Consider the following 14,214-nt stretch of genomic DNA (forward strand, 5'->3'; position numbering starts at 1 on the left):
TAATTTCTTGTGGAAATAATGTTAGTGAGTGGGTGGCTGTGTATTTGTACACAATTATTTAAAAAGGGGCTGGCTTAATGATTTAAACCAGCCGAGTTGGCTTACGCCATCGATGCGTTAATTGTTATTTCATCTTTTTCTTGAAGTGTTATTTCTTTAGCTAAGTTAATAATCAGTTCGTCGTTTTTATAAACATACGACGCTGCTATTTGTTTTGAATTTAGCTGAACTTCAACACGCTTAATTGCGTTTTTACTCCCAAGGTTAATTTCTTTAACGTTCATTTCTCCCTCTTGCAATGACATGGCGCAATTGATGGTATTGCTTGAGATTGTTTGCTTAAACAAGCCATATCCAAGTGCAGCGGTAAAGAAACTGACATGAGCTTCTGGTGTAAATACAGGATTAAATCCAATGACAGCGGCAGGACCGTCGTATTTGAAACCCTGTAAAGCCGTTAGTGCGGACCAAACACTCAATGAGCGTCCATAGTATTTTCCGCACTCATCGTCACCATATGGATTACCAGAATAACCCCATGGGCCATTTTTAACGTCAGATACCCCTTCGGTCCTTAAACGCCCGTCATATCTGTCGGCAACGACTTTGAGTAACATTAGGCCATCAATAAGCATGTCATTTTGGATCATGGAGACCGCCGCACCGTACTCAAATCCGGTCATAACTTCATCTCCGTATTTCATGCCTGGGATCGGTTGAGGGCCATTTGGCCAAGTGATCATTTTCATTCCACCATCGTCGATTTCGCAATATTGACGAGGTTTTAATGACTGGCCATAAAAGTCGGCTCTAAAGTTGTATTTTAACAACGACTGCATTGCTTTTTTCGAACGACTTTTAGGGTAGTTGCGGTCGATGTTAATTTGATCGGCCCACCACTCACCTAAAATTTGGTCAATGTGGCAGCCGTCTAGATAGTTTTGAATGGGTTTGTTTTCTGACTCTTGAATATAATATTCGCCGTTCCATAGTCGGTCATTTTGAAGTTGTTTACCCATTGTTCGAATACGACGATATTCAACAGCAAGTGCAGTTTCACCGACAATTTCTGCCATACGGGCACTGGCTTCAAGCGACGTAAGGTATAGGCTACCAATCCATGACGAACATCCATCTAATTGACCATCTAATGTATTGTGTTGTTCATTTTTCGTGTAGCCAATTCGCTCAGGATCCCACTCTTTGATCCCCCATTCAATGGCTTTTTTAACGCGTGGCCATTGTTCCTTCAACCATTTATTGTCCTTGCTACATAGGTGCTCGCGATAGGTATTTAGAATTGTCCCAAAATGACCATCTGCCGCTGGCTTGGTATTATTGTGGCGATAGGGCAGCAATCCATCTTCAAACTGCATATCGTAGTCTTGTTCACGCATAATGCGACCAAGCTCTGGCAACAATCTCGCATGTGATTGAGCATAATGCCAAACATGGGTACAGTTTGCCTGGCAACAACCACTATTTGGGTTACAACCTTCCCATGCACCAAAATACCCATCTTTTGACCACCAACATGTTTGGCTGCGTAACACCGCAAGTTGTGAAGAACATCGGTCGATAAGCCAAACCGGCAAAGTTGAGGCATAAAGACTATCGTGAAATTGACGGGTGCGACGCGTTAGATCGGCAAAGTTGGTTTGTACATAAGCCGCCACGTCCAAAGCATCTGACCACCAGTTGTTGTACATCTGGCCTGTTCTGCTCCAAGGTTTTCCCTTAGGGGCTGTAAAAATCGTGCCATGTAAGGTTTCGCTAAAGCTCCACGTGAGCACAAAACTAACCGTTTGAGTTTCACCAGGTGCAAGTTTTAACGGCGCAATTAACGCACCATTAACGGATTTACCTTCTGATGACGGACCGGAAGTGATTGGGCCCGTAATTGCCCCTTTTTCTGTAAACTCTCGTTTTAAAGCTTCATTAGACTTCCATTGCGCCGTGCCAGTCGCGCCATCGGAAAGTGTCATCAATACCATGTCGGCTTTATTATTATTGGCACGTGTCATATGCAACATGGTTGCACCATTTTTAGTTACCAATTTGTTTTGGTTAGTGCCATATTTTCCGTTTTTATCATTGGCGTAACCTAATGCATTTTTTTGCGATGAAAGTATATCAACCGTTACTGAGTGGGCGTTGTTATTTGTCACTGTTACTTGGTAGATAGCACATGGGATTGACGAGTTTTTTAAATCCATTGGTGTAAATGGATTAAATACGTTTAGTGATACATCGACAGGTAATTCTTTGTCTTCAAAATTGTATTTGGCAAACGGGTATTCGCCTTCAAATTTTAATGCCTGCATGGGTTTAAATGCACCAGCCGCTTCTGTTTGTAACGCCTTTGTTATTGGCACTGCGCCAGGAGATTGAGCTCTTATCGCTAAAAAAGTATCTTCCACCTCGATTTCAGGGAAGTTACACGCAATTTGCCAAATTTTTGGTCTAGCCTTGCCGTCAAACTGAATCGCACCAGAACCAATGCCGCCTACCGTAAAGTTAATGGCCTCTAAGTATTCATTCTCATAAACTTGAGTGGTGCCAGGTGCAGTAAGGACGGAGTCGAGCCTAATTTTTTCAGTTTTTTGTTGACGAACTTGGTCACGTTTCGCTTTGACTGCGGCAACCAAAGCCCCGGTTTCGGCAAGTTTAGTATCCCATCCGGCGGCAAGTAAATGTCTTTGGAAGTCGCTTGGTGTCAGACCTTCCTCGTAAGTTGCCACTTCATCTAGGCTGATATCGGCTGAACTCCAGCCACTCGCCGTTGTTGAACCAAACGTCATCACCGATGTCTTTGGCCCTCTGCGGGTAAATTCATAGGCACCACCAAATAAGCTACATTCAAAACCGTCAACGTAAGCTCGAAGATCGACGTCAAAACTTGTCACGGCAAGGTGGTACCAACGTCCAACCTCTATTCCTTTGCCCGTGGGTAAATCAATTCGGGTGACAACCTTGCCATTTACATTACGGTACAGCAGGGCAGATAAATCGTTTTCGACTCCAATTATGTAACGCACGTTCTCGCCATTTGCCTGGGCAATAATAACTGGGTTATCGTCCCCGCGAGGTTGTGAATTCACTTTGAAAAACAATTCGATTGTCGCAAATCTACCGTATAAATGTTTCGTATCATCAACTTCGAGGCTATTTCCAGGTGAGAGCTGGATCCCAGAACCAGTAACCGCGCCGTTTTCAAATGAGTTAACTTGTTTTGTTTTTGCCGGTAAACCACTAAGTTCATCAATAACGTTGTCGTCGAAACGCCAGTAGGCTCTTAGGGAGTCATGGGCTTTTATCGCTTCATGGTAGTCTTTTCCGTAGGAAAGGTTGCTAAACACCGAAGACGTACACCCCGCCATTGCAAAAGGGGTTGCGCCTGCGACAAAAAGGAAGTTGCGACGTGATAGATTTGGTGCGTCGCATTGACACGATTTGTTTGACTGTGGTTCTGATGTTTTTTGCATAAAATTAGTTCTCTAAATGTAGTTACCCTGTTAGGTCTAAAGTTTGTATAGTTAATTATTGATATTTGGTTGCGTCGGTCTAACTGCCGATGACGGTGCAGCTGCGATTCCTGTTTTAAACAAAAAGTCATGAGCTTTAAGTAAGGTGTCGACAAAAAGTAATTCTGAACGAGTGCGGGTGAAAAACCCGTGCGCTTTATCTGGATAAATGTGGTTCACGGCGTAAGAACCCACCGACACTATGTTGTCTCTATATTTGTTCGCGGTTGCAACGCTGAGTACGCGATCGTTTGAGCCTAAAAGGGTTAGCGTTGGTGGATGTCCTTGAGCGACATTATGAATTGGCGAGATAGCCCGCCAAAACTCTTTAACTCTGTTATACCCGTGTCCTTGTGAGCTCGTATCGACAACTGGATTAAATAGAACAAGTGCGACTGGTTGAATGGGCAGTGGCTTTTCTCCTATCGCATTAAAGCCTTTTATCGTTGCCAATGAAGCCGCTAAATGGCCCCCGGCTGAAACGCCTCCGGCAGCTATTTTGGCAGGGTTTATATTTAGCGTTTTGGCGTTTGTTAACACCCAACGATAGGCCGATTTTGCGTCCATTAACGACACATTAGGCGGTGTTTGGTCTTTTTTCCAAGTGCGGTATTCCACCGATATTGTGGTTATCCCTGTTTTAGAGAAATAGTCCGCTTGGTCATATAAACTCGTAGGGTTACCAGAATTCCAGCCACCACCATGAAACATAATTAATGCAGGTTTGTGTTCATTATCATTGCTCGAAACGCCGTGAAAAATATGTAATTTTAGTTCGCGAGCGCCGATTATTTTGTAATTAATAATTTCACTTGGTTTTGCTTTTGTGTTGACCCAAACATTCCCAACCTTAATTGAGTCTTTAGCGACAGTTGCTATCGCTATGGGACTTGCAACCAACGAGAACAGCACAAGCGTCGCAAAAAAACATTTTTGTATAAAAAAAGCGGCTTCATTGACGGTTGCCCACAACTTGTTTTTGCGGGTTGTAAACTTAAGTACCATATTTACATCTATCTCCAGTGAGCCTTCAATTGAATTTTCGTTTTTGGATCAACACCAAGAATTTACGAACGTTTTAACTAGGTTACTAAAAACAGTTTTACGAGCAGAAATACGTATTTTTAATTAAAAAAACAATATGATTTGTGTGTTTTTATATATATTGTACTTAACACTTTAGTGCAAGGTTTGATTGGGTTTAATCTTATTTTTGCGGTTTTATCTGTCTTGGCTTGTTTTTATTTTATATTAGTATTGTTGTTGCTTTGTGGTCTTATATTTAAAAGTATATTTGCCGGGCCGAAAAGTTTTATTGCGGAGGAGTGGGCGTGAGGAATAAATTGAGCAGGTCATTAATTGTAAGCTTTGTATTATTAAGTGCTGGGTGCGAGTTAATAAATCAACCTGACCATTCGGCAAATGCTAAATCGGTAATTGAGCAGCAACAAAAGCCAAATATAGTGGTGATCTTTGCAGATGACTTAGGGTATGGCGACATCGAGTCGTTTGGTGCAGAAGGGATCAGAACGCCAAATATTGACAAAATTGGTGAAGAAGGGTTTGTAAGTCGCGATTTTTTCATTCCAGCAAATGTTTGTAGTCCTTCTCGTGCCTCGTTATTAACAGGCCGCTATCCGATGAGAAATGGCATACCTGTCGCTAAAAATCCGATGAGTCATAAACACATAGACAGTCATTTTGGGTTGCATCCTGACGAAATCACTATCCCTGAAATGTTAAAACCAGCAGGTTACAAAAGCTTAATGGTTGGTAAATGGCATTTAGGCTTAAAAGAGAAAGGTTCTCACCCTTTAGATGCCGGGTTTGACGAATATGTTGGACTAGAAGGCAATTTTTATAAGGCCCCAAAAAATAGCGTCAAATACCCTTACTTAAAAGAAAATGATGATTTGTACCGTGGGCGAACAATTTCAGAAGTCGATATTGATTTAGAGAAAGTCACAGAAATTTATACGAACGAAGTTGTTTCTTTCATTGAACGAGAAAAGGACGGTCCATTTTTTGTTTATTTTGCTCACAATATAGTGCATTCGCCTCATCGCCCTAGCAAACAGTTTAAAGGCACCTCCGAAAAAGGCCGATATGGTGATTTTATTCACGAAATGGATTACAGCACAGGCCGCGTTCTTAAAGCGTTAAAAGATCACGGGTTAGAAAACAATACGCTAGTGATATTTACGTCTGACAACGGCGCGAATTTTGCGGGGAGTAATGGTGAACTAAACGGCCGAAAGTACACCACGATGGAAGGCGGGCATATTGTTCCGGCCTTATTTAAGTGGCCAGGTGTCATTCCGGCAGGCCAGGATTCCAGCATTACTATGACATCCATGGATATATTCCCGATTTTAGCTGAAATTGCTGGGGCAGAGTTGCCAAGTGATAGAAAGTTAGATGGCGTCAATACGTTAAATATTCTGCGTGGTAAGAGCCTAAATAGTCCTCATGACGTGCTTTATTACTACAACGGCACCAATCTTCAAGCTATCCGTAAAGGTCGTTGGAAACTGCATCTTCCGCGCACAATTGCCGACCAACCATTTTGGCATGAAAACTCCTCCGGTGGCCGTGTTCACACAGAAGTTGCTCAAAACATGTTGTTTGATCTAAAAACCGATCGAGGTGAAAAAGTCGATGTGGCCAATTTGCACCCAGACATAGTGGCGTCTTTTGATGCAGATATTCAATACGCACGAGAGGAACTTGGGGATGTTCATCAAATCGGTCGAGATCAGCGGGTGCCACCAATGGAAAATCCACAAAAAATTGATCGCTGGTGGGTTAAGAAAAAGAAATAGTATTTTTACAATATTTGATCAGAGAACAAAGGGCGCTTTAGAGGTGCTCTTTATATATAGCTTAACCATTTGATCATTAGCGCTATATCAATGATTAAATAGGCTAAGTACCAAACTGAGAACACATATGAATATTTTATATATCTGTACCCACAATAGGTGTCGGAGCATTTTGAGCGAAGCGATCACCAATCAGTTAGCTCAAGGTAAGTACCGAGCATTTAGTGCAGGAAGTCAGCCCGTTGGTGAAGTACATCCACTGTCGATTAAGTACTTAGCAGAAAAGGGCATAGCAACTGACAAATTGAAAAGTCAGTCTTGGGATGACTTCGAAGATATTAAACCCGATATCGTCGTGACTGTATGTGACAGTGCCGCGGCGGAAGTTTGTCCTCATTGGTTTGACGATACTTTAAAAGTGCATTGGGAATTAACGGACCCATCAAAACTTGATGGTACAGAAAGTGAATTTAAACATGCTTTTTATCAAGTTATGGAAAGCATTGAGCGGCGAGTGCATAAATTAATGTCCTTGGATTTCTCGACACTTTCTAAACCTGAGCAACTCAAAGCGCTGCAGTCGGTCGTATAAGACGTCGCTCAGGAAATTTAATGACAGTTATAAAGTCAGTTGGCGGTAATGACATTTTTATGACTAAGTCACTATTTTGTTTTTGTGTTTTTATTTATATACAAAACCCTGTATCTAACTTTTTAAGGCTTTGAAATCTAAAAGTACTGTGCTTTAATAAATAAAAATACACTAAGTGTTGTGTGGAAAGTGCTGTGTAAGAAAGTGCTGTTTAACAAGGTGCTGTGTAACAAATTATTTGGAGAAAACATGACGTACATGAGGTTAGCAGGTTTAGTTGCAACTGTCGCTTTGACATTAACGGCTTGTGAAGCGGTAAATAAGACTGAACTATTGAGTTCTCAACAAGCCCAAAATCAAGGCGGTAAACAACCAAACGTGGTTTTTATTTTTGCTGATGATTTAGGATATGGGGACTTAAGCTCTTACGGTGCAACAAAGTTGGAAACGCCAAATATTGATAAACTTGCAAAACAAGGTGTTAAGTTCACTGACGCCCATTCCGCTTCTGCTGTTTGTACCGCTTCTCGATACGGGTTAATGACTGGTGAGTACCCATTGAGGGCAAATAATGGCAAAGGAATATGGGGACCTGCACCGATAGAATCACCGTTGCTTATCGATCCTGATACCACGACCATCGCGGATATATTTAAAAACAAAGGTTACGATACCGCAGTATTAGGTAAATGGCATTTAGGTTTTGGTGAAGGGAAAAACGACTGGCAACAACCGCTGCGCCCTGGTCCACTCGAACTCGGTTTTGATTATTATTTTGGCGTTCCCGTTGTCAACAGCGCACCGCCTTATGTTTATGTTGAAAATGATCAGATTATTGGATGGGATCCCGAAGATCCGTTAGTTTATCTCGGCCGACCGCCCAAGCATAAAGTTCATAAAGACGCGACTCCTATTACACCCATTCCAGCGGAAGCAGCCCAACGTACCGCAAATATGTTTAAAGGTGGCGCAGAAGCACATTCTCTATACAACGATTATAGTGTTGGCACCACAATTACAGAAAAAGCAACCGACTGGATTAAAGCCCGAGATGGTAATCCATTTTTTATGTATCTAGCCACAACCCATGTCCATCACCCTTTTACCCCAGCTAAACGTTTTCAAGGCAAAAGCGAAAGTGGGCTATATGGCGACTTTGTCGAAGAGTTAGATTGGATAGTCGGCCAAGTTATGGCGAGTTTAGAAGAAGCCGGTGTTGCAGATAATACCTTAGTTATCTTCACCAGCGACAATGGTGGGATGTTTAATTTAGGCGGACGTAATGCCGCTGCTAAAGGCCATCAAATCAATGGTGATCTTTTAGGATCTAAGTTTGGTATTTGGGAAGGTGGGCATCGAGTGCCATTTATTGCTTGGTGGCCTGGCAAAATAAAAGCCGGAAGTGTGTCAAACCAAATGCTCAACAATGTGGATATGTTTGCGACATTTGCTGCATTAACAGGACATCCATTAAGCGCAGATAACAGTAATGACAGTATTAATATGCTACCAGCAATTTTAGGTGAAGCGACAACGCCTCTGCGCACTGAAATGATAGTAACTCCTAGAAAAGCAACTCATGTTGGTTTACGCAAAGGTAAATGGATGTACATCGGAGCACAGAATGACGGTGGCTTTAAAGGCTCAAAGCCACATCAACATGCCTGGGGTGGACCTGCTGTCACAACGTTAGTAAATACACCTAATAGTGACATTGTAAATGGCAAGATTAAAGCGGATGCACCACCTGCACAATTGTATGATCTCGATGCTGACGTGAATCAAACGACAAATCTATACAACCAATACCCAGAAGTTGTGGCTGAGATGGAGCAATTGTTAAAACGTTATAGATCAAACCGTTTATAACATTATGAATTTGCCATTTTGAAAATGGTTCTATGACCTAAACCTCGTGTTTGCTGCTTGCTTTGTGCTATTGCAGTTAGCGGCACGTTAACGTGCATCTAATAGATGAGCCGGTTAATTTAGTAAGGTCACCTTTGGAAAGCTGAAATAATTCAGCAATGAATATTGACGAAAAGTTGGATCGGAAACTTGCAACAGCGCTGACCAATAGGTTAGCGCGATGAAGAGTTACTTTGCTCGCTCGATTCGCCTTAACAATGGAAAAAAATATGAATTTATCTGTTTTGACAAAATCTGTGTGTCTCGGTTTGATCAGTTGTGCGATTGCAACCGGATGCACAGAGCAAAAAGGCCCGTTTGCCGACGATGTAGCATTTATGAAAGAACACACAAACATTGTTATGTTGTCTAATGGCGACGCCGCCGTTGCGATTGCGCCTGAGTATCAAGGTCGAGTCATGACCTCATCTTTCGATCAACATTCTGGTCCAAGTTTTGGTTGGATCAACCGTCCGGTTATCGCCAATGGATTTTTAACTGCCGAAGAGCAGAAGGGCAAACTAGAAGATCATATATACATTTTTGGTGGTGAAGAGCGTTTTTGGTTTGGTCCTGAAGGCGGACAGTTTGGCCTGTTCTTTAAACTCGGTGACAAATTTGAATTTTCAGATTGGAAGACACCTGCGGTAATCGATACCGAAGCATTTAGTATCGTTACTAAAAATGAACAGTCAGTTAAGTTTGCTCACGAAGCGACTTTGGTTAACTACAGCGGCACTGAATTTGATGTTGGAATTGAACGTACCGTTGAATTGCTGAGTAAAGGTAAGGTAAGCGAATCACTTGGCATTAACCTAGATGACAGTTTAAAAGTGGTTGCCTATAAGACGGACAATCGCGTGACAAATCGTGGTCAAAATACCTGGACTGCAGAAACCGGTCTTGTGTCTATTTGGATCTTAGGCATGTATAACCCATCACCTGAGACAACGGTTGTGATCCCGTTTGAATCTGGCCCAGAATCAAAATATGGCGCAAAAGTGAATGACGCTTACTTTGGTAAAGTGCCAGCGGATTACCTTAAAGTCACCGACAGTGAATTGTTCTTTAAAGGCGATGGTACAAAACGCGGAAAAATTGGTATTAGCGATAAACGGTCTAAAGGCATCGCAGGTAGTTATGACGCAACGGGGCAAGTACTTAATATTGTTACATATAATCAACAAGCCGCACCAAATGGCTATGTAAATTCGATGTGGGAACTGCAAGATCAGCCTTATGCAGGTGACGTCATTAATTCATACAATGATGGTTCCCCTGAGCCTGGCGTTGCGCCATTAGGGCCGTTTTATGAGCTGGAAACCTCATCGCCTGCCGCGGCGCTAAAACCCGGTCAATCGGTTAGACACATCCAAACGACTTACCATATTCAAGGGCCGGAAGCGCAATTGGATGTTATTTCCAAATCATTATTTGGGGTTAACTTAAATAGCGTAAAAACGGCATTTAAGGAATAAAAGCGTTTTTTTTTAGATATTTATCGAGGTTTGGTGACCGTTTTGTTACCAAACCCTCAAATGATTTAGCAATTATTTATCAATTACAATGTGAGTTTCAGCCTCAATTAACGCAAACCTAAAACCAATGTGTGATGGGTTTAGTCTGAAGCCTTGGAGGATAGCGTTATTAATACTGTATTTAAATTCGTTTTAGGTGGCCTTTTTGTATCTGGATTAGCCGGTTGTCTTTCGCAACCGACAACAGAAATAGAAACAAAAAAGAAACCCAATGTTTTGTTAATTTTGGTTGATGACTTAGGCTGGGCTGACGTCGCGGCTTATAATCCAGATACACTATATTCAACACCAAGTATGGATAAGCTCGCCAGTGAAGGTCTGTTATTTACCGATGGTTATGCCGCAAGTCCGGTTTGTAGCCCCACAAGAGCTGCGTTGATCACCGGCAAACATCCAACGGCAATTGGCACGACAGACTTCTTCCGTAACAAAAGCCGTCGACATAAATATCGCGAAGGCAAATTTAAACCCGCTTCCTTTGTCGAAAAATTACCGGAGCAAGGTTCCACTATCGCCAGCGTTTTAAAAGGTGAGGGTTATCAAACTGCGTTTATTGGTAAATGGCATTTAGGGCAAACAGAGCAAATGTGGCCAGAGTTTTATGGTTTTGACGTTAATATTGCCGGCCATGCCGCGGGGTCGCCAAGTGGGGGTTATTTTGCGCCTTATAAAAATCCACGTTTAACCAGTGGCCCAGATGGTGAATACCTTACGGATCGCTTAACCAACGAAGCCATCAATTTGGTCGATGGGTATGCAAAAAGTGACGCGCCATTTTTCCTAATGATGTCTTACTATTCTGTTCATACGCCATTGCAAGGGCCAAAGAAGCTTGTTAATAAGTATCGTGAACGTTTTTCTCAACTAGATAAAACACCAGAGTTTGCTCAAGTTGAACAAATTTGGCCAACGGATAAACCACAATTAAATCGTGTTGTGCAAACGAACCCAACATATGCTGCGATGGTCGAAAAGGTTGATGAAAACATCGGCCGACTTGTGGATTCACTAAAAGCCAAAAACCTAAGAGACGACACCATAGTAATTTTGTTATCAGACAATGGTGGTTTATCTATAGGTGAAGCGCATTCAACATCAAGTTTACCGCTTAGAGGCGGTAAAGGCTGGTTATATGAAGGCGGTATTCGTGTACCTTTCATTATTAGTGTTCCAGGTTCCGAATCAAATGGTAAGTCAACCTCGGTTCCAGCCGTTAGCATGGACATCTCAGCGACGCTTTACGACTTACTAGGTATTGACGCCAAACGTGTTGGCCCAATTGACGGTGAGAGCTTATTACCTGTCATAAATGGCGAAACAAATTCAGCAGAACGTCCGTTGTTTTTCCATTATCCACATTATTCAAATCAAGGTGGTTTCCCTGGGGCAGTGATTCGATTAGGCGATTGGAAACTCATAGAACGGTTTGAAGATGGCAAACTTCAGCTGTTTAACATTACTAAAGATAAGGCTGAGACGACTGATTTAGCGGCTGAATATCCAACAAAAGTTGCGGAAATGAAAAAGACATTGCATCAATGGTATCAGCAAAATGACGCTAAATTTTTAAGAGAAAACCCTAAGGCTCCAAAATATGGTGCCCCTTGGAAACCGGCTTTAGGCGAATAACAAGACAGCTTTAGTCTTTAAACAGCTGGGTTTAAACTCACAGAGGTACGCCAATGTCTCTGTGAGTTTTCTTTTATCGTGCTAATTAAAACGATAAAGCAGAGGTTTAAACGTAGGTTAGAACCTTAATATGGCACAACCTCTGATGAATATTTTGAAACGTTTCAGAGTCGATATTACGTATATGGGAAAGTGGTAATGAAAATATTTTCTAGTTTGATAGTTGTTTTTATCGCGGGCTATTTTGCGATGAACTTAAGTCACGCAGAAGCTAAACCTAACATTATATTTATTATGGCCGACGACCTCGGTTGGGGTGACGTTGGTTACAACGGTTCTAAATGGGTTGAAACGCCAAACATCGACGCATTAGCTAATTCAGGACAAGTTTTTGACAATGCATATTCCTATCCTACCTGCTCCCCAGCAAGGGCGGCATTGTTAACCGGAAAACAGTCTTTTAAAACTCAAGTTTATGGTGTCCCTGTTTTAGAAAAAGGAAATAACAAGACCAGTATTTTCTCCCGTGGCACGGTGCAACTTGAGCATACTGTATATTCTGAACCCCTTAAAAAAGCCGGTTATAAATTAGCGCATTTAGGAAAGTGGCATATCGTGGGCCCTGATCCGTCAGTAGAAGTTAACTACCCATTTGATGATAATTTAAGTCAGCCAAAAAATGGCGATTTGAGTTGGTTGAACGACCATAAAAATAAATATTCTATTTATTATCCGCAGGCGAGGGGGTTTGACCTCAATGTTGGCGGGTCGTGGTGGGGGGATCCTGCGCGTGGTTATACTGAGGGATATAAGTCAAAAAGCGGCGGGTACATAGCACCATTTAAAAATCCCTTTATCAACGAAAAACCCGACGACCAATGGCTAACTGACCGTCTAACAGACGAAGCTATTGCATTTATGGGGAAAAACGCTGACAGCCCATTTTTTATAAATCTGCATTTTTACGCCCCGCATAGGCCAAGTATTCCTAGAAGTGAAGAGTTACTAAAAAAATACCAAAACAAAGAGAAAGAACAGTTAACTGGAAGAGACTCAAAGGCAAAACGCGAACTTGCGGCATATGGCACGTTAGTGGAGTCTTTAGATCAGAATGTTGGCCGACTCGTCGACTTTTTAGAATCGAGTGGTTTACGTGAAAATACATTAATTATATTTACGTCGGATAATGGCTTTAATTCTATACAATCAACAGACACACGCTTAAGGGGCGCTAAAGGCTCGATTTATGAAGGAGGGGTTAAAGTCCCAATGGTTGCCAACTGGCCGAGCAAAATTTCCGCGACACGGCATGAAAATCTGGTGTCGGTTTTAGACTATTTCCCTAGCTTTTTAGATCTTGCCGGTGTGCAAGATTACACGGGTGAACTCGACGGGAGTAGCTTTACACCATTAATGTTTGGTCAACCGTATCAACAAAAACCAATTTTTTGGCATATAAACACCGCATATAAACATGGACCTGTTTCCGCCGTTCGAGAAGGCCAGTATAAACTTATTCAATTTTTGTTAAGTGGCAAAGTGGAATTATTTGATCTCGAAAACGATCCGTCAGAGCGAGTGGATATTTCCAAAAGTCATTTAAAAATAAAACAAAAGTTATTAACAAAATTAGTGGATTGGCGCGCAAAAAATTCAGTTCCGTTACCGCCGGCATCACCACTAAATGGTAAATAATCTTCTCTGAGCACCTAGGTTTTTTCCGAGGTGATTAATAGAGAAAATTTACAAGCAAATTGTCACCGGCATAATTCAGGTGGTAATACGTTATCTGCTCGGCATACCTGTTTGAGCGTTTAACATCGCTTTTGTCAGCGATAAGTCGTTATTTAATTAGAGGAAGTTTTTATGGGTTTTTCAGGTATAAGTGTGTGGCAACTCGTGATAGTTGCCATTATTGTTGTCTTATTGTTTGGTACAAAACGTTTTAAATCAGTTGGTAGCGACTTAGGTGCGGCGTTAAAAGGGTTTAAAAAAGAAGTATCAGATAATACAGTGGTTAAAAACGATTAGTCGTTTGGGTCAACTTAGCGCCTAAAAGTCACTATATTTTCTCAATGTTCAGCAAACGTCCTTTAGCTTTATGCAAGGGGGCGCTTAGTTTTGAGTCTGTAACTAATTTTGTGGAAACGCAGGATATTGCGAATGCAGTGCGACTAGAGCATTCATCAGATCGCCCAGCC

General features: G+C 41.9%; 8 protein-coding genes and 1 pseudogene. 7 read left to right on the forward strand and 2 right to left on the reverse strand.

Going from position 1 to position 14,214, the window contains the following annotated elements:
• Positions 1 to 101 precede the first annotated feature (101 nt).
• Together Q4575_RS10275 and Q4575_RS10280 are read right to left on the reverse strand one after the other, a co-directional pair.
• Positions 102 to 3,485 carry a GH116 family glycosyl-hydrolase gene (locus tag Q4575_RS10275; RefSeq protein WP_303522824.1) on the reverse strand — a complete coding sequence of 1,128 codons (3,384 nt, stop codon included), beginning with the start codon at positions 3,483 to 3,485 and terminating at the stop codon, positions 102 to 104.
• Between the two features lie 51 nt (positions 3,486 to 3,536).
• Complete coding sequence (locus tag Q4575_RS10280; protein ID WP_303522826.1) at positions 3,537 to 4,529, reverse strand: alpha/beta hydrolase; 993 nt, start codon at positions 4,527 to 4,529, stop codon at positions 3,537 to 3,539.
• A 326-nt stretch (positions 4,530 to 4,855) separates the two neighbouring features.
• Between Q4575_RS10280 and Q4575_RS10285 the strand changes: the two genes are divergently transcribed.
• The 7 genes and pseudogenes from Q4575_RS10285 to tatA all read left to right on the forward strand — a co-directional run.
• Positions 4,856 to 6,346 (forward strand): sulfatase, encoded by a 1,491-nt coding sequence (locus Q4575_RS10285; RefSeq protein ID WP_303522828.1) that lies wholly within the window; start codon positions 4,856 to 4,858, stop codon positions 6,344 to 6,346.
• 127 nt (positions 6,347 to 6,473) lie between these two features.
• Positions 6,474 to 6,938: an arsenate reductase ArsC gene (locus tag Q4575_RS10290; RefSeq protein ID WP_303522830.1), complete on the forward strand. Its 465-nt coding sequence runs from the start codon at positions 6,474 to 6,476 to the stop codon at positions 6,936 to 6,938.
• Positions 6,939 to 7,187: 249 nt separating this feature from the next.
• Complete coding sequence (locus Q4575_RS10295; RefSeq protein ID WP_303522832.1) at positions 7,188 to 8,807, forward strand: arylsulfatase; 1,620 nt, start codon at positions 7,188 to 7,190, stop codon at positions 8,805 to 8,807.
• A 269-nt stretch (positions 8,808 to 9,076) separates the two neighbouring features.
• Positions 9,077 to 10,324, forward strand: a complete 1,248-nt coding sequence (locus Q4575_RS10300; RefSeq protein ID WP_303522834.1) for a DUF6786 family protein — start codon at positions 9,077 to 9,079, stop codon at positions 10,322 to 10,324.
• 153 nt (positions 10,325 to 10,477) lie between these two features.
• Entirely contained in the window at positions 10,478 to 12,013 is a 1,536-nt protein-coding gene (locus tag Q4575_RS10305; RefSeq protein WP_303522836.1) for a sulfatase, read from the forward strand.
• Positions 12,014 to 12,211: 198 nt separating this feature from the next.
• The gene (locus tag Q4575_RS10310) at positions 12,212 to 13,708 is read left to right on the forward strand and encodes a sulfatase (protein ID WP_303522838.1); all 1,497 of its coding nucleotides are present in this window, start codon (positions 12,212 to 12,214) and stop codon (positions 13,706 to 13,708) included.
• Positions 13,709 to 13,879: 171 nt separating this feature from the next.
• Positions 13,880 to 14,023, forward strand: a pseudogene (gene tatA, locus Q4575_RS10315) (twin-arginine translocase TatA/TatE family subunit); the annotation flags it as partial.
• Positions 14,024 to 14,214: the final 191 nt, after the last annotated feature.

It is taken from the genome of Psychrosphaera sp. 1_MG-2023 (assembly GCF_030548245.1).
GTDB lineage: Bacteria > Pseudomonadota > Gammaproteobacteria > Enterobacterales > Alteromonadaceae > Psychrosphaera > Psychrosphaera algicola.